Source organism: Achromobacter sp. 2789STDY5608621 (assembly GCF_001299375.1).
GTDB lineage: Bacteria > Pseudomonadota > Gammaproteobacteria > Burkholderiales > Burkholderiaceae_B > Achromobacter > Achromobacter insuavis.
Map to the genome: position 1 here is coordinate 5,112 of NZ_CYTU01000056.1, position 26,997 is coordinate 32,108.

General features: G+C 70.0%; 15 protein-coding genes. 7 read left to right on the forward strand and 8 right to left on the reverse strand.

The window, feature by feature from the left end; all coding sequences use genetic code 11:
• A partial coding sequence (locus tag AOZ53_RS34515) for an autotransporter-associated beta strand repeat-containing protein (RefSeq protein WP_054490465.1) occupies positions 1-12,773 on the reverse strand: 12,773 nt, incomplete at its 3' end.
• A 663-nt stretch (positions 12,774-13,436) separates the two neighbouring features.
• A complete protein-coding gene (locus tag AOZ53_RS29265) occupies positions 13,437-14,750 on the reverse strand; it encodes an ATP-binding protein (RefSeq protein WP_054490467.1) in 1,314 nt (437 codons plus the stop codon).
• 255 nt (positions 14,751-15,005) lie between these two features.
• Between AOZ53_RS29265 and chrA the strand changes: the two genes are divergently transcribed.
• Positions 15,006-16,265, forward strand: a complete 1,260-nt coding sequence (chrA, locus tag AOZ53_RS29270; protein WP_054490468.1) for a chromate efflux transporter — start codon at positions 15,006-15,008, stop codon at positions 16,263-16,265.
• A gap of 9 nt (positions 16,266-16,274) precedes the next feature.
• Here the strand turns inward: chrA and AOZ53_RS29275 are convergent, their stop codons facing one another.
• Both AOZ53_RS29275 and AOZ53_RS29280 read right to left on the reverse strand, forming a co-directional pair.
• Positions 16,275-17,069 (reverse strand): enoyl-CoA hydratase, encoded by a 795-nt coding sequence (locus tag AOZ53_RS29275; protein WP_054435317.1) that lies wholly within the window; start codon positions 17,067-17,069, stop codon positions 16,275-16,277.
• Positions 17,070-17,160: 91 nt separating this feature from the next.
• Positions 17,161-18,084: a LysR family transcriptional regulator gene (locus AOZ53_RS29280; protein WP_054490470.1), complete on the reverse strand. Its 924-nt coding sequence runs from the start codon at positions 18,082-18,084 to the stop codon at positions 17,161-17,163.
• 88 nt (positions 18,085-18,172) lie between these two features.
• Between AOZ53_RS29280 and AOZ53_RS29285 the strand changes: the two genes are divergently transcribed.
• Entirely contained in the window at positions 18,173-19,159 is a 987-nt protein-coding gene (locus AOZ53_RS29285; RefSeq protein ID WP_054490472.1) for an aldo/keto reductase, read from the forward strand.
• A 19-nt stretch (positions 19,160-19,178) separates the two neighbouring features.
• Here AOZ53_RS29285 and AOZ53_RS29290 read toward each other — a convergent pair whose 3' ends face one another.
• Entirely contained in the window at positions 19,179-20,066 is an 888-nt protein-coding gene (locus AOZ53_RS29290; protein ID WP_054479274.1) for a LysR family transcriptional regulator, read from the reverse strand.
• 91 nt (positions 20,067-20,157) lie between these two features.
• Here AOZ53_RS29290 and AOZ53_RS29295 point away from each other — a divergent pair, with 91 nt between their 5' ends.
• On the forward strand, positions 20,158-20,631 hold the full coding sequence (locus AOZ53_RS29295; protein WP_054479271.1) for a DMT family transporter: 474 nt from the start codon (positions 20,158-20,160) through the stop codon (positions 20,629-20,631).
• A gap of 34 nt (positions 20,632-20,665) precedes the next feature.
• On the opposite strand, the gene AOZ53_RS29300 is transcribed toward AOZ53_RS29295, so the two are convergent.
• Positions 20,666-21,871, reverse strand: a complete 1,206-nt coding sequence (locus AOZ53_RS29300) for a multidrug effflux MFS transporter (protein ID WP_054435308.1) — start codon at positions 21,869-21,871, stop codon at positions 20,666-20,668.
• A gap of 101 nt (positions 21,872-21,972) precedes the next feature.
• Here AOZ53_RS29300 and AOZ53_RS29305 point away from each other — a divergent pair, with 101 nt between their 5' ends.
• The gene (locus tag AOZ53_RS29305) at positions 21,973-22,305 is read left to right on the forward strand and encodes an Rdx family protein (protein ID WP_054479285.1); all 333 of its coding nucleotides are present in this window, start codon (positions 21,973-21,975) and stop codon (positions 22,303-22,305) included.
• Between the two features lie 90 nt (positions 22,306-22,395).
• Here the strand turns inward: AOZ53_RS29305 and AOZ53_RS29310 are convergent, their stop codons facing one another.
• Both AOZ53_RS29310 and AOZ53_RS29315 read right to left on the reverse strand, forming a co-directional pair.
• Positions 22,396-23,925, reverse strand: a complete 1,530-nt coding sequence (locus AOZ53_RS29310; RefSeq protein ID WP_054435306.1) for a tripartite tricarboxylate transporter permease — start codon at positions 23,923-23,925, stop codon at positions 22,396-22,398.
• A 3-nt stretch (positions 23,926-23,928) separates the two neighbouring features.
• Positions 23,929-24,399, reverse strand: coding sequence for a tripartite tricarboxylate transporter TctB family protein (locus AOZ53_RS29315; protein ID WP_054435304.1), 471 nt, complete (start codon positions 24,397-24,399; stop codon positions 23,929-23,931).
• Between the two features lie 371 nt (positions 24,400-24,770).
• Between AOZ53_RS29315 and gspG the strand changes: the two genes are divergently transcribed.
• The 3 genes from gspG to gspL form a co-directional block, all read left to right on the forward strand.
• Complete coding sequence (gene gspG / locus AOZ53_RS29320; protein WP_054490474.1) at positions 24,771-25,232, forward strand: type II secretion system major pseudopilin GspG; 462 nt, start codon at positions 24,771-24,773, stop codon at positions 25,230-25,232.
• Positions 25,233-25,245: 13 nt separating this feature from the next.
• A complete protein-coding gene (gene gspK, locus AOZ53_RS29325; protein ID WP_054490477.1) occupies positions 25,246-26,160 on the forward strand; it encodes a type II secretion system minor pseudopilin GspK in 915 nt (304 codons plus the stop codon).
• A partial coding sequence (gspL, locus tag AOZ53_RS29330) for a type II secretion system protein GspL (RefSeq protein WP_054490479.1) occupies positions 26,160-26,997 on the forward strand: 838 nt, incomplete at its 3' end. The genes gspK and gspL, both read left to right, overlap by 1 nt.

Consider the following 26,997-nt stretch of genomic DNA (forward strand, 5'->3'; position numbering starts at 1 on the left):
CCGGCCACCGTGAAGGACGGGCCCGAGCTGAAGGCCATGGTGCGCTCGGGATCGACATCGCCCATCGCGTGGCGCCAGCCGAGCGAGGCGCGCAGGCGCGCGGGGGCGCCGGCGATCTCGGTGTCCAGCTTGCCGCGCAGGCCCACGGTGGTGGTGGTGATGTCGTTGCTGTCGCTGCCCGCCGACAGCGCCGCCGATCCGCCGTTTTCCGAGAAGCCGCCCATGCGCTGCTTGATCCAGGCGGCGCCGACGAACGGTTCGACCGTGGCTCGCGGCGATACCGGAATGGCGTAGCCCAGCTCGCCGAAGATCTGCGTGGTGTTGCCGTCGTACTTGGTCTTGAGCTCCTGGTTCTGGCCGGCCAGCGTCAGGTCGCGGCGGTTGTCGATCCGGTGCCAGCTGTAGGCCGCGCCCGCCATCAGGTTCCAGGCCGAGCCGCCGGGCTGCACGAACGACTTGCCGCCGAACAGCGAGACGCTGTAGCTGTCGACCTTGGCGCGGGCATTGCGGCTGTCCTGCCAGATGGTGCTGTCCTGGTAGCCCAGCGCCATGCCGACGCGCCAGCCGTCGCCGACGCGGATGTCGCCGCCGGCCTGCACGCCGCCCACGCGCTGCTTGTAGCTGGGCGCGTTGCCGTCGCCGTCCTGGCTCTGCCAGTTGCCGATGACCTCGGCCCAGACGTTGCGCTGGCACGAGAAGCGCTGTGAATAGCCGCCGTTGGTGCGCAGCGCCTCGTCGCACGGACGGCCGTCCTGCGTGTTCTCGCTTTGCAGGCTGTCGCGCAGGTGGTTCAGCGGCAGGGCGCGGGCCGATTCCGAGCTGCGGATCAGCGCCGAGGCCAGTGACGCGTGGCTGTCGCCGGACAACTGCTTGAACGCGGCGGAGGCCTCGTCGGCGGTCAGCCCCAGCAGGGCGCCATACAGCGCCGAGTTGGGGTCGATGCGGCCCAGTGCGCCCGCCACGGCGCGCTGGTTCGGCGTCTGCGCCACCGAGCCGAAGCCGGTCTGGTTGCGGGTGAAGGACACCGTGACGTTGTTCGGATCGTAGCCGACCGCCGCGTCGACGAAGGCCAGCTGCGGCAGGACGGTGCTGGCGAACACGCCCTGGCGGCCCTGGTCGGCGGTCAGCACCGTGAAGGTGTCGTTGCCGGTCAGCGGGCCGTTGCTGGTCACCTTCAGCGTGCCGCCGAGGGCGGCGGTGCCGGTCACGTGCACGTTGGGGCCGGCGTTCGGACCGACGCCGACCGCCAGCGTGGCGCCCGCGCCGTTGCTGAAGTTGTTGCTGACCTTGAGCCCGCCGCCCGCGCCCGAGCCGCTGACCACGGTGCCGGCGTTGGTCAGGCTGGCGATGGTGCCGTAGCCGGACAGGGTGCCGCCGCTGTTGACCTGCACGGCGGCGGGCAGGGTGGCCGGCGCCTGGGCGCTGCCCAGTTGTAGCGTGCCGCCGTTGATCGCGACGGTGCCATTGAAGGTCTGCGATCCGCCCACGCCGAGCGAGCCGCCGCCTTGCTTGACGAGGGTGCCGGCGCCCGCGAGCGACCCCGAGAAATTGCCGTCCGAGCCCTGGTTGAACACCAGCGTGGCGTTGTTGGTGATGGCGCCTTGCAGGCTGCTGGTGTCGCCGATCAGGGTGCCGGCGTTGATGCGGGTGCCGCCGGTGTAGGTCGACGGCTGGGTCAGCGTCAGCGCGCCGGCGCCGTCCTTGACCAGTTGGCCGCCGCCGCTGATGCCGCCCGTCATGGCGCCATCGGCGCCCTGGTTCATGCGCAGGGTGGTGCCGGCCGAGGTGCTGACGTTGCCCTTGACGCTGGCGCTGTTGCCTTCCAGCGTGCCGCCGGCGATCACCGTGCCGCCGGCATAGGCGTTGACGCCGTTCAGCACCAGGGTGCCGTCGCCCTGCTTGAGCAGCGCGCCGGTGCCGTTGATGGACTGGTTCAGCGTGAACGTCTGGTTGGCCGCGACGATGTCCAGGCCGCCGCCTGTGCCGTCGAGCGAGATCGTCCGGGCGGTGGTGGTGTAGCCGGCATCGGCGATGCGCAGCGTGCCGCCGTTCAGCGAGATCGCGCCGCCATTGCCCAGCTGGCTGTCCTGGGTCACCTGCAGCACGCCGCTGCGGATCGAGGTGTTGCCGGTGTAGGTGTTGTTGCCGGCCAGGATCAGCGTGCCGCCGTTGCCTTTCTCGATGCCGCCCGCGCCGGTGATCGGCGCCGCGATGGTGGCGGTGCCGCCGGCCTCGACCCGGAACGGGGTCAGCGCCTGGGCGATGCCGAGCTGTCCGCCGGCGCCCGCGGCCACCGTGTAGCCGCTGGTCAGGAACTGCACGCCGGTGACCGCCTGGCTGCCGTCGATGGTGACGGTGCCGCTGGCGCCGGAGAAGGCCGCGTACTTGCCGTTCCAGTTGCTGGCCAGGTTGCCGCTGGCGTCGGTCCAGTTGTTGCCCGCGGCATTCCAGGTCCCGCTGCCGCCGGCGATCACGCCGTCGGGCGTGGTCTTGGCGCCGTTCCAGAACAGGATCTCGCCGGGCTGGCTTTGCAGCACCAGGTTGACCTGGTTCGACTGGTTCTGCAGGGTCAGGTTGGCGCTGGTGTAGCCGGACGGCAGGACGCCGTAGGTCAGGCCGGCGCCGGTCATCGTGCCGCCGTACGAGAACAGGCGATAGACACCCGTGCCGAGATTGCCGCCGTCGTAGATGTTGAGGATGCCGTTCAGGGCCAGGTTCTGCCCCACGGTCACGGCGGTGGTGGCCGAGTTCGGCGCGCCCAGCGTGAAGTCGAGCTGGGTGCCGGTCGACAGGTTCAGGTTCTGCGCGAACGAGATCGGATTGCCCGGCGTGCCCGCCACCAGGTGCGCGCCGTTGCCCAGCGTGACGTCGGTGGCGACCGAGCCCGAGCCGCCCAGCGAACCGCCGGCGTTGACCGTGACGTTGCCGCCGCCCAGCGTGCCGTTCACCAGCAGCGTGCCGCCGTTGACGGTGGTGCCGCCGCCGACCGTGTTGTTGCCGGTCAGCGTCAGGTTGGCCGAGCCGTCCTTGGTCAGCGTGCCGGTGTTGTTGCCGGTGGTGGTGATGTTGCCGCCATAGGTGCCATCGGCGCCGGTCTGGTTGAAGATCAGCGCGCTGCCGTCGACGATGTTGATGTTGCCTTGCAGGCTGGTGGCGTTGCCCGCCAGCGTGCCGGCGTTGATGGTGGTGCCGCCCGTATAGGTGTTGGCGCCGGTCAGGGTGACCGTGCCGCCGCCGTTCTTGGTCAGGCTGCCGCCGCCGGAAATCACGCCGCCGAAGCTGCCGTCGTCGCCCGTGGCCTGGTTGAACACCAGGCTGGTGCCGGTCGCGGTGCCGATGGCGCCGGTCAGGCTGTGGGTGTCGCCGATCAGGGTGCCGCCGGCCAGCGTGGTGCCGCCGCTGTACTGGTTCTGGCCGCTCAGCGTCAGCGTGCCGGCGCCGGACTTGGTCAGGCTGCCGGCGCCGGTGATGTTGCCGGCCAGCGTCAGGTCGTTGGCGCCGGACACGGTCAGCGCCGCGCCCAGGTTGACCAGGTTGGCGAGCGCGACGCCGGGCGCGCCGGCCTGCAGGGTGCTCGCGCCGGTCACCGACAGGCCGCCGCTGCCCAGCGCGGTGTTGCCGCCGGCGACCAGCGTGCCGCCCGCCAGGGTGGTGCCGCCGGTGTAGGTGTTGGCGCCGTTCAGGGTCAGCGTGGAGGCGCCGGTCTTGACCAGCGGACCGCTGCCGTCGACCACGCCGGCCAGCGTCAGGCTGTCGCTGCCGTTGATCGTCACGCTGCCGCCCAGGGTCACGTTGTTGGTCAGTGACGCGTTGCCCAGGCCGCTCAGCGTGGTGCCGGCGGCGGCCGTCAGGGCGCCGCCGCCGAGCGCGCTGCTGCCGCCCACGACCAGCGTGCCGCCCGCCAGGGTGGTGCCGCCGCCGTAGTTGTTGTTGTTGCCGGTCAGGGTCAGCACGCCGGCGCCGGTCTTGTCGATCGCGCCGGCGCCGCTGATGACGCCGCTCAGTCCCAGGTTGGCGCCGGTGACGGTGGTGGTGCCGGCGCCGAGCGTGACGGCGTTGGCCAGGGTCACCGGGGCGGTGGCGGACAGGGTGGTGCCGCCGCTGGTCGTCAGCGTGCCGCTGCCCAGCGCGCCGTTGTTGCCCACCGCCAGCGTGCCGCCGTTCAGCTGCACGCCGCCGCCGAAGCTGTTGGCGTTGCCCAGCGTCAGGGTGCTGGCGCCATTCTTGACCAGGCTGCCGGCGCCGCTGACGGCGCCCGCCAGGGTCAGGTCGTTGGAACCCGGCAAGGTCAGGGCGCCGTTGAGCACGACGGCGTTCTGCAGTTGTGTCGCCGCGCCGGCATCGAGCTGCGTGCCGTTGGCGGCGATCAGGCTGCCGGTGCCCAGCGCGGTGTTGCTGCCGACGGTGATCTGTCCGGCCGTCAGCTGCGTATTGCCCTGATAGCTGTTGTTGCCCGCCAGCGTCAGGGTGCCGGTGCCGGTCTTGACCAGGCCGCCGGCGCCCGACAGGCTGCCGCCCAAGGTCAGGGCCTGGCTGCTCTGGACCGTCAGGTCGCCCTGCAGCACGGCATTGTTGGCCAGCGTCAGCGCGGTGTCGTTGGCCAGCGTGGTGCCGGCCGCGGCCGTCAGCACGCCAGTGCCGAGCGCGGTGTTGTTGCCGACCTTGAGGGTGCCGGCCTGCAACTGGGTGCCGCCGACATAGGTGTTGGCGCCGTTCAGCACCAGGGTGCCCGCGCCGGTCTTGGTCAGCGTACCGGCCGCGGTCGTGCCGGACACCACGCCGTTGACGGTGTAGACCGCGGCCGCATCGGCCACGTCGACGCCGCCGGCCCCTTGCAGGGTCCAGGCGCGGCTCGTGGCGCCCGGCGCCGTGGCGGCGTAGCGCAGCGTGCCGCCAGCGAAGACGACGCCGTTGGCGGCGTCGCCCAGCTGGTTGTCGGCGCTGATCTGCAGCACGCCGCCTTCGAGGCGGGTGTTGCCGACGTAGGTGTTGGCCTTGGTGAAGATCAGGGTGCCGGCATCGCGCTTGGCGATATCGACACTGCCGCTCAACACGGTGTCGAGCGTGGCGGTGGCGTTGGGCTCGACCCGCAGGGTCGCCACGCCGTCGCTGCCGGCCTGCGCGGTGAGGCCGCCGGCGCCGGTGATGATGTAGCCGTCGGTGGAGAACTGCAACCCCTGGAACTGCTGGTTGGCGGCGACCGTGACGGTGCCGGCGTTGCCCTGGAACACGCCGAACTTGCCGCCCCAGGCCTCGGCCGCCTGCGTGGTGGCGTTCTGCCAGGTGGTGCCCGCGGTGGTCCAGGCGCCGTTGCCGCCTTGCCAGAACTGGATCTCGCCCGCGCTCGACTGGTTCAGCACGTTGATCTGGCCGGTGATGCCGGTCTGCAGGCTCAGGTTCGGCGATGCGCCGGTGCCCAGCGCCAGGCCGGCGGTGTTGCCGTTGCCGGTGTAGGTGACGATACGGTAGACGCCCACGCCGAAGCCGGGGGCCTGGGTGACGTTGACCTTGCCGTTCAGGGTGACGTCGCCATACACGTTGACCAGGCTGCCGGAATAGGGCGCGCCCAGCAGCGCGTCGATGCTGGAGTTGCTGTCGACCGTGAGCGAGCCGAGCGTCAGGCCGCCAGGGTTGGCGGAGCTGACCGCCAGGCTGCCGCCATTGAGGATCGACACGTTGCCGCTGGCCGTGCCGCTGCCGGTCAGCGTCGAGCCGGCGCCATTGACGTTGACGTTGGCATTGGCCAGCGAGCCGGTCAAGTTGACCGTGCCGCCGTTGATGTTGAAGAGGCCGCTATTGGTGCTGGCGCCGCCCAGCGTCAGGGTGCCAGCGCCGGTCTTGGTGATGTTGCCGGCGCCGGCCAGCACGCCGCCGAAGAGGCTGTCGCTGGCGCTGCCCAGCGAGACGTTGGCGTCGGCCTGCAGCACGCCATTGCCGGTCAGGCTGGCGATGGATTCGGCGCCGGTCAGTTGCAGCGTGGCGCCGCTGTCGATGCGCACGCCCGAGGCCGAGCTGATGGCGTTGCCGCCCGCCGCGACCAGCGTGCCTTGCGCCACGCCGATGCCGCCGGACAGCGTGTTGCCGCCGCTCAGCGTCAGGCTGCCCGTGCCGGTCTTTTCCAGGTTGCCCGCGCCCGACAGCACATTGCCGAAGGCGCCGTTGGCGTTCTGGTTGAAGGTCAGGGTGGTGTTGGCGGCGGTCGCGACGTTGCCGCGGATGCTGCCGGTGTCGCCGGTCAGGCCGCCCGCGTTGAGCTGGGTGTTGCCGGTATAGGTGTTGGCGCCCGTCAGGGTGAGCGTGCCGCCGCCTTCCTTGATCAGGCCGCCGGCGCCGCCGATGACGCCGGCCAGGGTCCAGTTGCCCGCGCCGGTGGCGGTCAGGGTGTTGTTGAGCGTGACGTTGTTGGCCAGCGTGACGCCGTCGGCGGCGGTCAGGCTGGCGGCGCCGTTGACCGTCAGGGCGCCGGTGCCCAGGGCGGTATTGCTGTTGGCGGCCAGCGTGCCGCTGGCCAGGGTGGTGCCGCCGGCGTAGTTGTTGGCGCCGGACAGCGTCAGGGTGCCGCTGCCGTTCATGACGAGGCCGTTGGCGCCGCTGACGGTGCCGCCCAGGGTGACGTCGTTGGCGCCGCCCACGGTCAGGTTGCCGCCGTTGAGCGCGACGTTGTTGGCCAGCGTGACGGCCTGGGTGCTGGTCAGCGTCGAGGCGCCGGCCACGGTCAGCGTGCCGCTGCCCAGGGCCTGGCCCGAGCCCACGCGCAAGCCGCCTTGCGCCAGCGTGACGCCGCCCTGGAAGGTGTTGGCGCCGCTCAGCGTCAGCGCGTTGGCGCCTTGCTTGACCAGCGATCCGCCGCCCGCGACGATGCCGCTCAGCGCTACGTCCTGGGCGCCGGAAACCGTCAACGCGCTACCGTTGAGGGTCACGTTGTTGGCCAGCGTCACGCCGGTCAGCGCCTGCAGCGTGGCGGCGCCGTTGACCGTCAGGGCGCCGCTGCCCAGCGAGGTGTTGGCGCCGACCACCAGGGTGCCACCGTTGACTTGGGTGCCGCCGCCGAAGGTGTTGGCGCCGGCCAGCGTCAGGGTGCCGGCGCCGCTGGCGTTCAGGCCGCCGGCGCCGCCGATCGCGCCGGCCAGGGTCAGGTCGTTGGTGAGATCCAGCGCCAGGCCCTGGTTCAGCGTCACGTTGTTGTTCAACGTGACGGCCTGGGTCGAGCCCAGCGTCGCCGCGCCGGTGACCGTGAGGTCGCCGCTGCCCAGCGCCGCGACGTTGCCGACCCGCAGGGCGCCGGCGGCCAGGGTGGTGCCGCCCTGGTAAGTGTTGGCGCCGTTCAACGTCAGGGTCGAACTGCCGCTCTTGAGCAGCGAGCCGGCGCCGTCGATGGCGCCGGACAAGGTCAGGTCGCGCGCGCCGTTGACGGTCAGCGCGTTGTTCAGCGTCACGTTGTTGGCCAGCGCGATGGCCGGGCCGCCGGCGATGCCGGCCAGCGTGGCGGCGCCGTTGACTTGCAGCGCGCCCGAGCCGAGCGCCGTGCCGGACCCCACCACCAGGCTGCCGCCGTTGAGTTGCGTGCCGCCCTGGTAGGTGTTGGCGCCGGTCAGGGTCAGGCTGCGGCCGGCCGCGCCAGCGATCAGGCCGCCAGCGCCATCGATCACGCCGGACAAGAGGGCGTCGTGCGTCTGCGCCAGCGTCAGGTTGGCGCCGCTGGCCACCGTGATGGCGTTGCCCAGCGTCAGATCGACGCCGCCATCGAGCGCGGCGTTGCCATTGACGGCCAGCGGGCCCAGGCCCAGCGCCTGGTTGTTGCCCAGCAGCAGGGTGCCGCTGTTCAGCTGGGTGGCGGCATGGGTGTTGATGCCGTTCAGCGTGAGCGTGCCGCTGCCCGATTTGATCAAGGTGCCGGCGCCGCCGAGGGCGCCGTTCAACGTCAGGTTGCCGCTGCCGCCCGTGGTCAGGTTGGCGCCCAGCGCCACGTTGTTGGCCAGGGCGACGCTGCCGTCGGACAGCAGGCTCGATGCCCCGGCGACGGTCAGCAGGCCCGTGCCCAGCGCGGTGTTGCTGCCGACGCGGATCGCGCCCGCGGACAGGGTGGTGCCGCCGGCATAGCTGTTGGCGCCGTCGAGCGTCAGCGTGCCGTTGCCCTGCTTGGCCAGGGCGCCGGTGGTGCCGGCCACGACGCCGTTGAGCGTCAGGTCGTTCGAGCCCAGATGGGTCAGCGTGTTGCCGGCGCCGATGAAGACATCGTTGGCCAGCGTCACGGCGGCGGTGCTGTCCAGCGCGCCCGAGCCGTTGATGTTGAATGAACCGCTGCCCAGCGCGGTATTGCTGCCGACCGACACCGTGCCGGCCGCCAGCGTGACGCCGCCGATGGCGCTGTTGTTGCCGCCCAGCGCCAGGGTGCCGGCGCCCAGCTTGGTGACGCGGCCCGCGCCGGTCAGGGCCTGGTTCAGCGTGAAGACATTGCCGGCGTCGGCAATGTCGAAGCCGGCGCCCGCGCCGACGTCGATGGCGCGGCTGGTGCCGGTGTAGCCGGTGCCCGTCACGCGCAGCGTGCCGCCTGTGAAACCGAGCGCGCCGCCCGCGTCGCCGAGGTTGTTGTCGGCGCTGGCCTGGAGCACGCCCTCGCTGATCAATGTGCCGCCGGTATAGGTGTTGGCGCCGCCCAGCACCAGCGTGCCGAGGTCGCGCTTCTGCAATTGACCGGCGCCCTTGATGACGCTGTTGATGGTGCCGGTCATGGTCGGGTCGACGCGGAACGTATTCGGCCCCGTGGCCAATTGCAGGCCGCCGCCGGTGAGGGTGTAGCCATCGGTGAAGAACTGCATGCCGGTCACGGCCTGGTCGCCGGTGAGGGCGACGTTGCCGCCGGCGGCGCCGCCGAACACGGCGTACTGGCCGCCCCAGGCCTGCGACAGGTTGCCCGACTGATCGGTCCAGTTGGTCTGGCCCGCCACCCAGGTGCCGCTGCCGCCGGCCAGCACGCCGTCGGCGGCGGTCTTGGCGCCGTTCCAGAACTGCACGTTGTTGCCGCCCGCGGCCACCACCAGGTTCACCTGCTGGTTCACCGCCGTCTGGATCTGCAGGTTGGCGGGCAGGGTGCCCGGCGGCAGGCTGCCCAGCGCCATGCCATTGTTGGTCAGCGTGCCGGTATAGCCCAGCAGGCGATACACGCCGACGCCGAAGCCGCCCTTGTCGGTCACGTTGAGATTGCCGTTGAGTGTCACGTTGCCATTGACCTGCACCAGCGCCTGCGGCGTGGGCGCGCCCAGCGAGACATTGAATTGCGAGCCGGAACTCATGTTCAGGCCGCCCAGCGTCAGCGTCTGGCCGGTGGTGCCCGTCAGCGCGCCGCCGGTGGCGATATTGGCCACGCCGGTCACGCTGCCGGTGCCGCCCAGGCTCGCGCCCGCGCCCACGTTGACCTGCGAGCTGGCCAGCGAGCCGGTGACGTTCAGGCTGCCGCCGGCCACGTTGAACAGGCCGGTCTGCGTGTTCGCGCCCGACAGCGTCAGCGCGCCGGTGCCGTTCTTGACGATGTTGCCGGCGCCGCTCAGCACGCCGCCGAAGACGGAGTCGGCGTTGTTCTGCCCCATCTGCATGGTGGCACTGGCGCCCAGCGCCAGATTGCCGGCGCCGCTGAGCGAGCCGAACGTCTCGCTGTCGGTCAGCCGCAGCGTGGTGCCGGCCGCCAGATTGACGGCCAGGTTGTCGGCCAGCGCCTGTCCGCCGCGCGTTTCGACCGTGCCCGACAGCAGGTTCAGGCCGCCGGTGAAGGTGTTGATGCCGTTCAGGATCAACGTGGTGTTGTTGCCCAGCACGTCGACGCTGCCGCTGCCGCTGATGGCGCCGCTGTAGGTCGCGTTGGCGCCTTGCGCCAGCACCAGCTTGCTGTTGTTGAGCACGCTGGCGCCCAGGCTGCCGGTGCCCGCCTGCAGCACGCCGGCATTGATGGTGGTGTTGCCGAAGCTGTTGGCGCCGGTCAGCGTCAGGGTGCCGGCGCCGTTCTTGATCAGATTGCCCGCGCCGTTGATGGCGCCGTACAGGCCGATGTTGTTGCCGCTGTCGACGGTCAGGTTGCCGTTGAGCGCGACGTTGTTGGTGAAGTTGCGGTTGGCGGTGCTTTGCAGCGTGGCGTTGCCGCCGATGGTCAGCTGGCCGCTGCCCAGCGCCGTGTCGCTCGCGGCGATCAGCGTGCCCGCATTGAGCGTGACGCCGCCCGCGTGGCTGTTGTTGCCGGACAGGGTCAGGATGCCGTTGTCGTTCAGGGTCAGGCCGCCGGCGCCGCTGAGCGCGCCGGACAGCGTCAGTCCCTGGCCGCCGGTGTTCAGGCCGAGCCCCGCGCCCAGGCGGATGTTGTTGGCCACGTTCAGGCCGCCCGCGGCCAGCGTGGCCGCGCCTTCCACGTCCAGCAGCCCGGCGCCCAGCGCCTGGCTGTTGCCCAGCGTCAGCGTGCCGGCGTTGAGCAGCACGCCGCCGCTATGCGTGTTCTGGGTCGCCAGCGTCAGGTTGGCGGCGCCGTTCTTGATCAGCTGGCCGCTGCCGGAGAGGGCGCCGGCCAGCGTCAGGTCCTGCGAACCGAGGATCGACAGGTTGTCGTTCAGCACGAACTGGTTGCCCAGGCTGACGGCCGCGCCGGCGTCGAGCGCGGTGGCGCTCTGCACCACGGCGGTGCCGGTGCCCAGGGCATTGTTGGCGCCGGCCACGATGGCGCCGCCATTGAGCGTGGCGCCGCCGAAGGTGTTGCCGGCATTGAGCGTCAGGGTGCCGCTGCCGGTCTTGACCAGCGAGCCGCCGGCGCCGGACAGGGCGCCATTGAGCGTCAGGTTGTTGCTGCCGGCGATGGTCAGCGCGTTGCTCAGGGCGAACGTGTTGGACAGCGCGATGTTGTTGGCCAGGCTCGACAGGGTCACGGCGCCATTGACGGTGACGCCGCCGCTGCCCAGGGCGGTGTTGCTGCCCACGTTCACGCTGCCGCCGCTGAGGGTGGCGCCGCCGCCGAACGTGTTGGCGCCGTTGAGCGTCAGCGCGCCCGCGCCGCTCTTGACCAGCGAACCGCTGGCGCCGCTGAGCAAGCCGTTCAGGGTCAGGTCGCTGGCGCCGTTCAGCGTCAGCGTATTGTTCAGCACGATGGCGTTCTGCAGCGCCATCGAGGCGGTCGAGGCCAGGCTGGCGGCGCCATTCACGGTCAGCGCGCCGCTGCCGAGCGCGCTGTTGTTGCCGACGATCAGACCGCCCGCGTTGATCTGGGTCGCGGCGTGGCTGTTGGCGCCGCTCAGGGTCAGTATGCCCGCGCCGTTCTTGACCAGCGTGCCGGCGCCGGTGAGATTGCCCGTCAACGCCAGGTTGCCGGTATTGGCCAGGGCGAGCGTGGCGCCCAGCCCGATGTTGTTGCCGATGCTGGTGGCGCCCACGGCTTGCAGCGTGGCGGCGCCATAGACCGCCAGGTCGCCCAGGCCGAGCGCGGTATTGGTGCCCAGGACCAGTGTGCCGCCGCCCAGCCGCGTGCCGCCGGTGTGGGCGTTGGCGCCATTGAGCGTCAGCGTGCCGGCGCCGGATTTGTCGAGGTAGCCGGCGCCGCTGATGGCGCCCGACAGCGTCAGGTCGCTGGCGCCCTGGATGCCCAGGCCGTTGACGCCGAGCGCGATCGCATTGCTCAGCGACAGGGCCTGCGTGCTGGCGATGGCGCCGCCGTTGGCGGTCAGCGTGCCGCTGCCGAAGGCGCCCGCGTTGTCGAAATTGACCAGGCCGCCATTCAGCGTGGCCTGCGCCGTCACCAGCGGGCCGCTGACGTTCCAGGTGCCGCCGTTGACGATCAGGTTGTTGAAGTTGATGTAGGTGGCGGAACTGGCGGTGCCGCCGCCGCTGACGCCGCTGGCGCCCGGGTTCTGCAGCACCAGCGTGTTGTTGCCGTTAGCGCCGCCGTCGACCAGGCCCAGCGCCGAGAAATTCAATGCCACGTTCGCGCCGAGTCCGTTCAGGTTGGCGCCCACGCCGATGCTCGTGGCGCCGCCCTGGCTGACGGACGAGCCGGTCACCGCGGTGAAGGTGTTGGTGCTGTTGATGCCCATGTGCACGCTGCCGTTGATGGTGCCGGCATTGGTGAAGGTATTGCCTGAAACGGAGCGGCCCAGGCCGACGCGGCCGTTGATGACGGCGCCAGCCGCGTTGGTCACGGTGATCGGCGCGCCGCCATAGGCGGCGATCACGGGGCTGCTCAGCAGCGCGCTCAGGTCGGGCAGCAGGCCCGGACGGATCTCGATGAGGTTGGTATTGGTGATGTTGATGGTGCCGGTGGCGTCACTCATGGCCACCAGCGCGGCGCCGCCCACACCGGTCAGGAGCGGCAGGCCCAGCACCGACAGGCCGGTGCCGCGCAGCGCGCCGTTGTTGTTGACGACCACCGAGCCGCCATTGGTGGTGTTGCCCAGTTGCGCGCCGGTCGCGCCCAGGCTGAGCAGTCCGCCCAGCCCCAGGCCCGGGTCGACGGTGCCCTGGTTGGTCAGGCTGGTGTTCTTGCCGCTCAAGGTGATCGACGGGCTGACCAAGGCGGACGAGGACTGCCCGCTGGCGGTGACCAGCACCGAGGCGCCGTTCACGTTGGTGTTGACGGTGTTGATGTTGGGAATCGGGAGCAGGACGACGGCGTCGTTGCACAGGATCGATGTGCCGGAGGTGGTACACGCCAGCGCGGCGGGAACCGGGGCCAGCAGCAGGATCAGCGCCTGCCACGCGTAGTTGAGGGAAAGGAAAGAAAAGCCATGCCGGTGGCCAGGTTTCATCTCAGCTCCAGAAACACAATGGGCCTTTCCTGGAGCACCGGATCGCCAATCTTGCCCGGTGCCTGGAATAGGCGATTGCTGCACATCGGGAAGCGCGAGCGGCGGTGGTTTTATTAGGTGCCGCTTTTAAACCTGGAGTCAGTTTGAAAGGAATCTGACGAGATGATCTTTAAGAATTTCGCGTAAATAGTAACTATTATTTTCAGAAATCAGGCGATTTCTCTCATATTGAAACTTTCAAATAGATACTGAAATTACTAATGGTAAATATAATTGGAAATAATCGTCGGAAGGTGAGTTTCGCTCAATAAGGGCTATTTCAAGCATCTTTTGAAATTTTAATAATCATTCTAAAATCAGCGAAAATAATCATAATTGTTTTTAAATTCTCTCATTAAAACTTATTTTTCAAGACGCTGAATTCTTGAAAATCTGATCTGACCCTGATCCTGCGAGCGACGGGAATGGTTCTTGCTGGCTGATTTTTATTGTTATGAAGCCTTGACCCCGAATAACTCGCAAATCTTTGAATAATCGTGCGGTGTTGCGTCGACGATTTTTCCCGGGCCGCGAATGCAACAATTCCTGCGCATTGCAACGGCCGCGCGGCATTATCTGAAAGGCACGAATACTATCCAGGCATGGCGCCATGCGCCGTGCGAATCAGTCCGCCGCGAGAGGCGTGGACATCCACCGCAATATGAAGCGCGCGCCGCCCAGCGGGCTTTCGCGCACCTCGATGGTGCCCTTGTGGCTGGCGGCGACTCGCTTGACGATGGCCAGGCCCAGGCCGGCGCCGCCGGTGCCGCGGTCGCGGCTTTCGTCGAGCCGGATGAAGGGCTCGAAAATGCGCTCGCGGTCAGCGGGCGCGACGCCGGGGCCATCGTCGTCGACGATCAGCTCGTAGCCGCCGGCGGGGCAGCTCGTCAGCGAGATCTCGATGCGCGCGCTGGCATAGCGCACGGCGTTCTGCACCAGGTTGAGCAAGGCCCGGCTCATGTAGCGCGGATGCAGCTGCACGTGCGCCGGCAGGCCGTCGCGCACGTGGCAATGCACGCCGCGCGCGTCGGCCTGGTGCGCCACCTGCGCCAGTGCTTCGCCGAGCCAGTCGCGCACGTCCACGGTTTCCTGCTTGACGACGTCGTCGGCGGGGCGTTCCAGCCGCGCGTACACCAGCAGTTCGTCGACCATGGTTTCGAGCTCGTGGATATCGGTGCGCATGTCGTGCAGGATCTGCTCGCGCCGCGCCTGGAATTTCTCCTGGCCCAGCATGTCGACCTCGAACGACAGCCGCGCCAGCGGCGTGCGCAATTCATGCGAGACGGCGTTGGTCAGGCTGCGCTGGTTTTCCACCAGCGCCGAAATGCGTTCGGCCATCTGGTTGAAGCTTTCGCCGACGTGCCGGATGCCGGAAAAATGCGACAGCCGCGCGCGCACGCCCAGGTCGCCCTGGCCCATGCGCAGCGTGGCGTTGCGCAGGGAATCGAGGTCGCGCCATACCGGCAGCGCCCACAGCAACAGCAGCACCGCCGCCAGCACCATGCTCAGCGCCAGCCAGGCGCCCCACGTGATCCACTTTTCCAGCGTCGGTTCGCCGGGCAGGCGCATCTCCAGCCATTGCCGCGGTTCGCCGGGCAGGGGGGCGAGGTAGGTGTTGTATTCGTCGCGCATGATGAAGCCGCGCGTGGCCAGGTCCTGCTTTTCCTGTTCGGTGGCCTCGATCCGTTCCGGCGTCACCAGTTTCAGTTCCAGGCCATAGTGCGGCCGCAGGGAGTCGCGGATGAAGGCGGCGCGCGATTCGGGCTCGATCGGGTCGAGTTCCTTATGCAGCGCGTACATCTGGCCGCGCACGGCCTGGTAGGACAGGTCGGCGCTGATCGAGTCGAGCAGATAGCCCAGGCTGCGGTTCACCAATTGCGAGGCGGCGATATAGGCAATGGCGGCGACCACGAAAATACGGATCGTGAACTTGAGCATTCTGAAATTCCTGTGGGCGCGGGCGCCGCACATTTTCCGCCCGACGCATCTGGCCACCGCGGTGGGCCGCCGTATTCTACAGAGCGTATATCGGGCTATCCAACGGATTTTGTATGGAAATTGTGAAGCTTGATGCAGTAATCTGGCGGAACCCCGCCGCGCGAACGATTGAAACTGCCACGCCACCCGGCTATAAGCTTGAATCACGGCGCCGCGCGACCGGCCGGCGCCAACCGTTTCAGAGTGCCACGTCCGATGCCGCCGCAGCCCCCTTTCCACGATGAACGCGTCGCCAGTAAAACGGTGGCCAGCGAGGCCGAGCCGGCGGGACGCGGAACCTGTGTGGAAGTGTTCCTCGCGTTCCTGCGGCTTGGCCTGACCGCGTTTGGCGGGCCGGTGGCGCACCTGGCCTATTTCCGCGAAGAATTCGTCGACCGCCGCCGCTGGCTCGACGATTATGCGTTTTCCGATCTGGTGGCGTTGTGCCAGTTCCTGCCGGGCCCCGCCAGCAGCCAGGTCGGCATGGCGCTGGGCCTGAAGCGGGCGGGGTGGACCGGCATGCTGGCGGCCTGGCTCGCGTTCACGCTGCCGTCAGCGCTGGTGATGATCCTGCTGGGCCTGGGGCTGGCGCGTTTCGGCGGCCTGGCCAGCCTGCCGCTGGTGCATGGCCTGAAGGTGGCGGCCGTGGCGGTGATCGCACAGGCGGTGTGGGGCATGGGCCGCTCGCTCTGTCCGGACGTGCCGCGTGCCGGGTTGGCCATCGTCGCGGCGCTGATCGCGGTGGCGCTGCCGACCACGCTGGGGCAGATCGGCGCCATCGTGCTGGGCGCGGTGGCCGGCGCCGCGTTGCTGCAGGTGCCGCCCAGGCCGTTGCTGGCCAACCGGGCGCAGGGCGTATCGCGCGCCGCCGGTTATACGTGCCTGGCGCTGTTCGCGCTGTTGCTGGCGGCGTTGCCGCTGTGGGCCTCGCTGTCGGGCGCGCCGCTGACGACGCAGCTGGCCGGGTTCTATCGCGCGGGCGCGCTGGTGTTCGGCGGCGGACACGTGGTGCTGCCGTTGCTGGAGACGGCGGCGGTTGGCGGCGGCATGGTGTCCAACGCGGATTTCCTGGCGGGCTATGGCGTGGCGCAGGCGCTGCCGGGGCCGCTGTTCACGTTTGCCGCTTTCCTGGGCGCGGCGGCGTCCGGTCCGTTGCCCGGCTGGGCCGGCGGCCTGGCCATGCTGGTGGCGGTCTTCCTGCCTGGCGCGCTGCTGCTGGCCGCGGCCCTGCCGTTCTGGGAAAGCCTGCGGCGCCGGCCCGGCGTGCGCAACATGGTCGCGGGCGTCAACGCGGCGGTGGTGGGCATTCTGCTGGCCGCGCTGTACGACCCGGTCTGGACCAGCGCGATCCTCTCCAAGGCGGATTTCGCGCTGGCGCTGGGCCTGTTTGGCCTGCTGGTGTATGCGCGCTGGTCGCCGCTGTGGGTGGTGCTGGCCGCCGCCGCGGGCGGCTGGGCGCTGGGCTGGCTGGCGTAGCGCGGCCGTTCACGGACGCCAGCGCGGCGCACGTTTATGCAGGAAGGCATCGATGCCTTCGGCGGCGTCTTCTTCCATCATGTTGCGCGCCATGACTTCGGCGGCGTATTCGTAGGCGTCGGCCTGCGCCATCTGGCGCTGCGCGTAGAACATGCGCTTGCCGTGGCGGATCGCGGCGGGGCTCTTGGACGCGATCACGTCGGCCAGCGCCTGGACCCGCGCATCCAGCTCCGCTTCCGGCGCGACGTCGTTCAGCAATCCCCAGTCGCACGCCTGCGCCGCGTCGATGAAGCGCGCGGTCACCAGCATTTCGAAGGCGCGCTTGGTCGACACGTTGCGGCTCAGGGCCACCGCCGGCGTCGAGCAGAACAGGCCGGCATTGATGCCGGAGACGGCGAAGCGCGCGCTGTCCGCGGCCACGGCCAGGTCGCAGCTGGCCACCAGCTGGCAGCCGGCCGCGGTGGCCACGCCGCGGACTTTGGCGATGACCGGCACCGGCAGCGCCTGCAGGCCCTGCATCACGCCGCCGCACTTGCGGAACAGCGCCAGGTAGTAATCGAACGCGGGCTGGCTGCGCATTTCGCGCAGGTCGTGGCCGGCGCAGAAGGCGCGGCCCGCCGATTCCAGGATCACGCAGCGCAGCGCGGGTTCGCGCGCCAGCGCGTCGATGCGCGCGCGCAGCGCATCCAGCAGGCCTTCGGACAAGGCGTTGAATTGCGCGGGCCGGTTCAGCCGCAGCGTCGCGATGCCATCGTGCATCGTGTGCAACAGCAAGGGGTCCTGGGTCAGGGCGTCGGCGGGCATGGCGTCTCCGGGAGGCGGGGCAAGCCCTCACGATAGCAGGCCGGCGCCCGCTTGCCGGCCGGCGCGACGCGCGCCCGGAGGCGGGCAGGCCCTAGGCGTCGATGGCGCCGGGCAGTCCGTTGGCGCCGCGGATCGCCTCGATCAGGCGGCTGAGCGCGGGCGCCAGTTGCCGCCGGCTGGGGTAGTACATGACCAGTGGCGCGCCCGCCGGCGACCACTCGTCCAGCACGCGCCGCAGGCGTCCGGCGCGCAGGTGCGGCTCGGCGCAGCGCTCCAGGCAATAGGCCAGGCCGATGCCATCCAGCGCGGCGTCCAGCGCCATGTCGGTTTCGTTCACGATCAACGCGCCGGGCACGTCGATGGCGTGCGCCTGCGGCCCTTGTCCGAGCTCCCAGCGGTACATGGTCTGGTCGCCCAGCCGCAGCCGGATGCAGGCGTGGCGCAGCAGGTCCTCGGGCTTCCTGGGCGTGCCGTGGCGGCCGAGGTAGGCGGGCGCGCCCACCACCACCCAGCGCAGCGGCGGCGTCAGCGGCGTGCAGACCATGTCCTGCGGCACCGTGTCGCCAAAGCGCATGCCGGCGTCGAAGCCGGCCTTGACGATGTCGACCATGTTGTTGTCGACCACGACCTCGATCTTCACCCCGGGATAGTCTTCGAGGTAGCGCGCCAGCACCGGGCTGAGCAGCAGCCGCGAGGCATCGCGCGGCACGTTGATGCGCAGGCCGCCCAGCGGCCCGCTGCGGTAGCGGCCCAGCTCCGACAGGGCCTCGCCGATCTCGCCGAAGCTCTGGTCCAGCTGCGCCGCCAGGCGGCTGCCGGCTTCGGTGGGCGCGACCGAGCGGGTGGTGCGGTTGAGCAGCTTGACGCCCAGGCGGGCTTCCAGGTTGCGCAGCGCGTGGCTCAGGGCCGAGGTCGACACGCCCAGTTCGGTGGCCGCCAGGCGGAAGCTGCCGCGCCGGCAGATGGCCGCGAAGGCGCTGAGATCGGCCAGGTCGTGGCGGCTGTAGGACGGCATGAAAAGCGGGGCGAAGATGAATAAATCGTTGAATCCAATTCAATAATACCTGACCTACACTCATCAAACTTTTTGTGTAGGAGAAGTCATGCTGGTCGAGACCATGCGTATTGAAGGTATCCCCACGCCTGTGTCGAGAATCGGCCTGGGCACGTGGGCGATCGGGGGCTGGATGTGGGGCGGCGCCGATGATTCGGCCTCGATCGCCACGCTGCGCGGCGCGGTCGAGCGCGGCATCAACCTGATCGACACCGCGCCGGTGTATGGCTTCGGTCATTCCGAGGAAATGCTGGGGCAGGCCCTGGCGGGCCTGCGCGACCGGGCGGTCATCGCCACCAAGGGCGGCCTGGAATGGGCCGGCGAGGGCGTGCGGCGCAATTCCAGCCCGCAGCGGCTGCGGCGCGAGGTGGAGGATTCGCTGCGCCGCCTGCGCACCGACCGCATCGACCTCTACCAGATCCATTGGCCCGATCCGCTGGTGCCGATCGAGGACACCGCGCGCACGCTGGAAGCGCTGCAGCGCGAGGGCAAGATCCTGGCCGTGGGCGTGAGCAATTATTCGCCGGAACAGATGGACGCGTTCCGCGCGGTGCTGCCGCTGGCGTCGGTGCAGCCGCCCTACAACCTGTTCGAGCGCGCCATCGAGCGCGACGTGCTGCCGTATGCCCGCGAGCATGGGCTGGCCGTGCTGGCCTACGGCGCGTTGTGCCGCGGCCTGCTGTCGGGCCGCATGACGGTGGACACCACCTTTGGCGCCGACGACCTGCGCGCCTCGGATCCGAAGTTCCGCCGGCCGCGTTTCGATCAGTACGTGCGCGCCACCAAGGAACTGGAGGCCATGGCGCGGATCCGCTACGACAAGCCGGTGCTGGCCCTGGCGATCCGCTGGGTGCTGGACAGCGGCCCGACCATCGCGTTGTGGGGCGCGCGTCGCCCGGAGCAGCTGGACGGCGTCGACGAGGCCTGCGGCTGGCGCCTGAGCGATGCCGACATGGCCGACATCGACGATCTGCTGGAAAAGAACATCCTCGATCCGGTCGGCCCCGAGTTCATGGCGCCGCGCGCGCGGGAGTAGGCGCCAGCGCCGGCGCGCTTCAGCCCGCCAATTGCCCGAGCAGCGCGCGCAGCCAGCCCAGGCCGGCGTCCGCGTCGGCGCGCTGGTGCCAGATCATTTCGAACCCCAGCGGGGCGATGGCGAACGGCGCCGGTCCCACGGCCAGGCCCGCTGGCGTCGGCGTCACCGCGCGCCGCGCCACCGTCAGCACCAGGTCGGTGCCGGCCAGCACGGCCGGCGCCGCCGTCCAGTGCGGCAGCCGCAGCGCCACGCGGCGCGATTGGCCGATGCGGGCCAGCGCCGCGTCCACTTCCGCCGCGCGCTGGTCCTGGCTGGCGGCCGCCAGCACGTGCGGCCGCGCCAGGTAATCCTCCAGCGTCGACGGCAGGCCCGCGGCGGCATCGGCGACGCAGACAAAGCCTTCCTCGAACAGCACCGCGCGCTGGATCTCGGCGGGCGTTTCGCCGAACACCGCCAGCGCCAGGTCGAGCTGGCCGTCGGCCACGCCCGCGATCATGCCGCTGCGGCTGGCATAGCTGATTTCCAGGTCAATGCCCGGCGCGTCGCGCCGCAGGCGCCGCATCAGCGGCGGCAGCAGCACGCTCGCGCCATAGTCGGACATCGCCAGGCGGAAGGCGCGCCGGCTGGCCGCGGGCTCGAACACCGCGCCCGCCAGCAGGCGCCGCACCTGCGCCAGCACGTCGCGCAACGGCGTTTCCAGCGCCAGGGCGTGCGGCGTCGGCCGCAGGCCGCCGCGCGTGCGATGGAACAGCGGGTCGCCCAGCAGCGTCCGCAGGCGGGCCAGGGCGTGGCTCATGGCGGGCTGGCTCATCGGCAGGCGGGCGGCCGCGCGGGTCAGGTTGCGCTCGTGCAGCAAGGCGTCCAGCACCACCAGCAGATTCAGGTCGATGGCCCTTAGATTATTCACTGGCTGCATATTCAATAGACAAATATCGAATTGGATTCAATGGTTGGCGAATAAGAGAATAACGCCAATCCCTCTTGAACCGGAGCAAGCCTTGAATACCACGACCTTCTACGCTATTCCCGCCGCCATCCTGGCGGGCGCGCTGGTGCCGATCCAGGCCGGCGCCAACGCCGCCCTGGGGCGGCACCTGGGCCATCCGCTGTGGGCCACCATGGCCTCGCTGGCGATCAGCGCCATCGCGGCCATGGTGGTGATGGCGTTGCTGCGGGTGCCGGCGCCCAGCTTCGCCGAGATTGGCCGGCTGCCGTGGTGGGGCTGGACCGGCGGGCTGGCCGGCGTGTTCTACATCACGGCGGCGCTGATGCTGGCGCCGCGGCTGGGCGCGGGCGCCTTTTTGGCGGCGGTGATCGCCGGCCAGATGCTGGCGGCATTGCTGCTGGACCGCTATGCGCTGGTGGGCTTCGTCGGCAGCGCGCTTAATCCCGGCCGCCTGGCGGGCGCGGCCCTGATCGCCGGCGGCGCGCTGTTGATGCACTTGTCGAACGCGCCGCGCGCGGCGGCCTGAACCACGCCGGGCGGCGCGGGCCGGGCGCGGGCGCTCAGTGCGAAGACGCGGCGACGCGCCGGCCCATGACGCCCGACAGGCACAGCAGCGGCCCCACGATCACCACGCCGATCAGGCCCATGGCGGCCTGCGGCGCCACGCCCTGGTCCAGCAGGGCGGTGGCGATGACGGCCGAGCCGCTCATCTGGAACAGCCCGTAGACCGCGGCGGCGGTGCCGGCGCGGTCGGCGAAGGGTTCCAGCGCCAGGCTCAGCGCCGACCCCAACGCCAGCGAAAAGCCGACGGTGAGCACCGCCACCGGCAGCATGAAGATCCACGCGGCCGCGGGCGCCCAGCGCCAGGCGGCCAGGTGCATCAGCGCGGCCAGCAGCAGGGCCGTCATGCCGACCCGCAGCATGGCGTAGCGGCCGAAGCGCGCGATGAACACCGGCGCCAGGAAGAAGGCCGCGATGTTGATGGCGGCATTGCCGCCGAACCAGGCGGAAAAGCCCAGCTCCGAATAGCCCAGCTGCTGCACCAGCACCACCGGCGCGGCCGACACGAACACCAGGATCATGGCCATGCCGGCCATGCCGAAGATGGCGAAGTACAGAAAGCGGCCGCTGGCGGCGATCGGCGCGTAGCGGCGCAGGCTGTACAGGGGCGCGCCGCGCGCCGGCGCCGCCTCGCGGGTTTCGGCGAAACGCCACGCCAGCAACGCCGCCAGCGCCAGCGCGAACAGCACCATGAAGACGAAGGTGCTGCGCCAGCCGGCATGCACCGCCAGCGCGCCGCCCAGCATCGGCGCCAGCGCCGGCACGGTGCACAGCGCGCCGTTCAGATAGCTGTAGACGCGCGCCCCGACCGCGGGGCTGAAGCGGTCGCGCACCGCCGCGAACGCCACCAGCGAGGCCGAGCAGGCGCCCAGGCCCTGGATCACGCGCGCGGCGTAGAACAGTTCCAGCGAGGTCGCGGCCGCGCCCAGCGCCGACCCCAGCAGGTAGGCCAGCGCGCCGCCGAGCGCCACCGGCCGGCGGCCGTAGCGGTCGGCCAGCGGGCCGATCAGGATCTGGCCGACGCCGACCGAGAAGATGAAGAGGGTGATGCTGGCCTGCAGCGCGCTGATCGGTTGGCCGAAGCCGACGGCCATGGCGGGCAGGGAGGGCAGATAGATGTCGATGCCCATCGGCGTCAACGTGACCAGGCCCATCAGGAGGCCGATCAGCCAGCGTTGGCTTCGGGCGGGTAATGCAGACTTCATTGGCGGACTCAGGGCGCACCGCGCGCCCGGGAAAACCTGACATTATCCACGACTGGCGCCGCGCGCCGCGCGCACCCGGCTGGCGTAGAATGATCCGCGCCATGCAGACCGCCACCCCGCCCGCCGCCCCTCGTCCCCGCATCGTCATCCTCTATTGCACGCAGTGCCAGTGGCTGCTGCGCGCCGGCTGGATGGCACAGGAGCTGCTGTCCACGTTCTCCACCGACCTGGGCGAGGTGGTGTTGCAGCCCGGCACCGGCGGCATCTTCCAGATCACCTACGACGGCGAGCTGGTGTGGGACCGCAAGCGCGACGGCGGCTTTCCGGAGGCCAAGGTGCTCAAGCAGCGGGTGCGCGACCGCCTCGATCCGGGCCGGCCGCTGGGCCATATCGACGGCCATGCCGCGGGGCCGGCCGCGCCGCCCAAGGCCTAGCGGCCCGCTGTCCGCCCGCGACCGGCGGGTCTGCCGATCCATGAAAAACAGCCGCCCGAGGGCGGCTGTCCGTCATTCCGTCGGCGCCGGTCAGGCGGCCGAGCGGGATTGCTCCAAGGCCGCTTGCGCCTTGTGTTTCTGCCTCACGGCCGAGACCAGCAGCAGCGCGATCAGCAGCACGCACGCCAGCACGAACCCCAGGCTGATCGGACGCGTGACGAAGATCGCCAGGTCGCCGCGCGACAGCAGCAGGGCGCGGCGGAAGTTTTCTTCCACCATCGGCCCGAGCACGAAGCCCAGCAGCAGCGGCGCCGGTTCGAAACGCAATCGGATCAGGGCGTAGCCCGCGGCCCCGAACAACGTCACCATGCCCACGTCGAACAGGTTGTTGTTGGTGCTGTAGACGCCGACGCAGACGAAGAACAGCGCCGCCGGGAACAGGTAGCGGAACGGCACGGTCAACAGGCGCACCCACATGCCGATCAGCGGCAGGTTCAGCAGCAACAGCAGCACGTTGCCGACCCAGAAGCTGGCGATCAGCCCCCAGAACATGTCGGCGTGCTCGACCATCATCTGCGGACCGGGCTGGATGCCGTGGATGATCAGCGCGCCCAGCATCAGCGCCATCACCGGGTCGCCCGGGATGCCCAGGCTCATTGTGGGGATGAAGCTGGTCTGGGTCGAGGCGCTGGTGGCGGCCTCGGGGCCGGCGATGCCCTCGATGGCGCCGCGGCCGAAGCGGCGCGGTTCGCGCGCCACCTTCTTTTCCACCGCGTACGAGATGAACGAGGCGATGGTCGGGCCGGTGCCCGGCAGGATGCCGAAGGCCGCGCCGATGGCGGTGCCGCGCACCAGGGCGCCGCGCGACTGCTTGATGTCGCCGGCTTCGGGACGCATCGACTTCATGCTGACCTTGGTGCTGGTGACCTTGGTGTCGCCGCCGATCTGGTTGATGTTCTTGAGGAAGTCGGCCACGCCGAACAGGCCCATCGCCAGCGCCACGATCTGCAGGCCGTCGCTCAGCTCGAGGATGCCGAAGTGAAAGCGCATGGTGCCGGTGTTGACGTCGGTGCCGATCACGCCCAGCAACAGGCCGACCACCACCATCGCCACGCCCTTGATCGCCGAGCCCTTGGCCAGCGTGGCGCCGGCCAGCAGGCCCAGCATCATCATCGAGAAGTACTCGGCCGGGCCGAACTTGAAGGCCACGTCGACCAGCAGCGGCGAGAACAGGATCATCGCCAGGATGCCGACGGACGCGCCGCAGAACGACGAGAACATCAACATGAACAGCGCCGAGCCGGCCTTGCCGTTGCGCGCCAGCGGATTGCCGTCCAGGCAGGCCACCGCGTGCGAGGCGGTGCCCGGCAGGTTCAGCATGATCGAAGTGATGCCGCCGCCGTATTGCGAGCCGTAGTAGATGCCGGACAGCATCACCAGCGCGGCGGTCGGGGTCATGGTGTAGGTCAGCGGCAGCAGGATCGAGATGGCGGCCAGCACGCCCATGCCCGGCAGCACGCCGATCAGGTTGCCCATGAACACGCCGAACACGGCCCACAGCAGGTTGTCGAGCGCGAAGGCGACCGAGAACCCATGCATCAGGTTATTGAAGATTTCCATCGATCAGCCCCAGCGGAACAGCGGAAACTGCAATTGCAGCGCCCACGAGAAAACGGCCACGCCGAGAATCGTCACGCCCACGGCCAGCAGCGCGGCGCTGCGCGGCGTGTGCTGGCGGTCGCCCATGGCCGAAATGAAGACCAGCGCGAAGGTGGCGGGCACCAGGCCGCCGTACTTGCCCAGCAGGATGAAGGCCATCAGGCCGCCGATGATGCAGCCCCAGCCGCGCCATTCGGGCGGGGGGATCTCTTCGGCGTCCTCTTCGGTGATCACGGGCGAGTAGGCCGTGCGCGCGATGATCAGTCCCAGCAGGACCAGCAGCACGCCGAGGATGGCCGGGAACATGCCCGGGCCCATGCGCGCCAGGCTGCCGATGTTGTACGTGGATGCCTGCGCGATGGCGCCCAGGCCGAGCACGATCATCGTGCCCGCGGCCCACGCCTCGCGCTTGATGATGCTGCGTGTTGATTGCATTGGATTCATTCCTCCCTTTGTTGTGGCTTTGATTCAGGCTGACTGCGGTCTGAATAAAAGCTGACATTCCAATGAAAGCGGGAGTCTAAGAATTCAAACTTCCGAATACCTTTCATGAAATGGAAAAAAATTCCACGCAAGGCGGGGCGCGTGGAAAAAACACGGGAAATCCCTAGGGGCTGTTAACACTGCAAACAACTTTGCCGCCGTCCAAACGCGGTCCGCGAGGCTTTCAAAGCTCCACACAACGGGTCAAATGCGTGACATTTGGGCTGGCCACACTGTGCGGACCCGAAAGGCGATGCCGGCGCTCTGCCGCCGGCATCGTCGTCTTCGGATCCCTGTGTGATTGCCTTCGGAGTCCCAGCGCGATGAAAGCAGGCCGGTTAACGACGGATAGGCAGTACCCCCGCGGGCGCCGGCAGCGTGGCTTTACGCTGATCGAGATCATGGTGGTGATCGTGATCATGGGCATCCTGGCCGCGCTGATCGTGCCGCGGCTGCTGGACCGGCCCGACCAGGCCCGCGCCGTGGCGGCGCGCCAGGACATCAGCGCGCTGATGCAGGCGCTCAAGCTGTACCGGCTCGACACCGGCAGCTATCCCAGCACCGAGCAGGGCCTGCGCGCCCTGGTGGAACGGCCGGCCTCGGGGCCGGGCGCCTCGAGCGCCTGGCGCGCCTACCTCGACCGCCTGCCCAACGATCCCTGGGGGCATCCGTACCAGTACCTGAATCCGGGCACGCGCGGCGAGATCGACGTGTTCTCGCTGGGCGCGGACGGCAAGCCGGATGGGGATGGCGGCAATGCCGACATCGGCTCCTGGCAGCTGTGAACGGCAGCGCGGCATGGCGGTGATCAGCGCATTGCTGGTGGTGGCCGCGGTGACGATGATCGTCGCCTCGCTGCTGCAGCGCCAGGACACGTTCCTGCGCGCCGTGCAGGCCGCCCAGAGCCGCGCCCAGGCCCAGGCCCTGCTGGAGGCCGGGCTGGGCCTGGCGCGCCAGCGGCTGCGCGAGGACGGCCAGCGGCAGGCCACCACGCGCCCCGACGGCGTCTGGGCCACGCCCATCGTCGATACGCGCCTGCAGCGTCCCGGCCGCGACGCCGCCTTCGTCGGCCGGCTGGAGGACGAGCAGGGCAAGTTCAACCTGCGCAATCTGGTGTTCGAGGGCCGCCTGTACCAGGACGGCGTGGCCGAGCTGCTGCGCCTGTGCGCGCTGGTGGGCGTCGCGCCGGAAGTGGGCCAGGCGATCGCCGAGCGGATCCTGGCGGCGCAGCCGGGCGCCGATCCGCATGGCCGGCTGGCGCCCTTGCCGCGCAGCCTGGAAGAGCTGGCCGGCGTGCCGGGGGTGGACGCCGCGGTGCTGGCGCGCCTGCGGCGCCACGTGACGGTGCTGCCGCGCGTGACGCTGGTCAACGTCAACACCGCCAGCGCCGAAGTGATCGCCGCGCACGTGCCCGGCATGTCGCTGGACCAGGCCAAGGCCATGGTGGCGCAGCGCGACGGCGGGCTCTGGTTCGTCAATAACGGCGACTTCGCCAACCGTCTGAGCGCGGCCGAGGGCGCCGCGGACAACGGCGGCGGCGCCTCCGCCACGCCCGCGGCGCGGACCGAGGCGCCGCGCGTGGCGGTCGCCAGCGGCTGGTTCCGTCTCGACGGCGCCGCGCGCCTGGGCGGCATGATCCTGCCCCTGAAGGCGTTGCTGACCCGCGGCGGCGACGGCGTTTCGCAGATCATCTGGTCGCGGGAAGGCGCGTGATGGCCGCGATCCGCGTGTTGCTGCCGCCGCTGCGGTCCCTGACCGCCGACACGCCGCTGCCCGTGGCGGCGGCCGAGAAGACCGCCTGGCGCCGCCTGCCGCCGGCGGGTCTGGCGGAACTGGGACGCCGCTGGCCGGGCGCCCGCGCCACGGCGTTCCCGCATCCCGAAGACCTGACGCTGACGGCGGTATCGCTGCCGCCGCTCGCCCGAGCGCGCTTGCGGGTGGCGGTGGAAGGCGCGATCGAACCGCTGGCGTTGGGCGATCCGGAGACGCTGCGCATCGGCCACGGCGCGCGTGGCGCCGATGGCCGCGTGGGCGTGGCCTGGTTCGACGCCGAGGCCGCCGACCGCCTGCAGGCGCTGATCGCCGCCTGCGGCCTGCGGCCGGCGGGGTTCGCGCCCACGCCGCTATGGCTGCCCGAGACGGTGGATGGCTGGACGCTGTGCGTCCTGGACGGTTATGTGGTGGCGCGCCAGCCCGGCGGGCTGGGCAGCCTGTATGCGCTGGATGCGCAGGTGGATGACGCAACGGCCGGCCTCGCGCGGGTCCTGGGGCCGGACGCCGCCGCCTGCGCGGCCGGCCCGTGCCGCTGGATCGGCGCCGCGCCGGCCGGGTGGCGGCGCGAGGCCGCCGACGTGGTGCTGCCCGAAGCGGCCTGCGGCGTGATGGCGGAGATACCCTGGTCGATCCCGGCGGCCGCCGCCGCCAGTCAGGCCGGCGCGTCGGGCTGGCGCCGCGCCGCCTGGCTGGGCGCGGCCGCCGCGGCCGTGTGGATGGCGGGCCTGGTGCTGCACGCCGGGCGGCTGGAACAGGCCGCTCAGGCGGCGCGGCGCC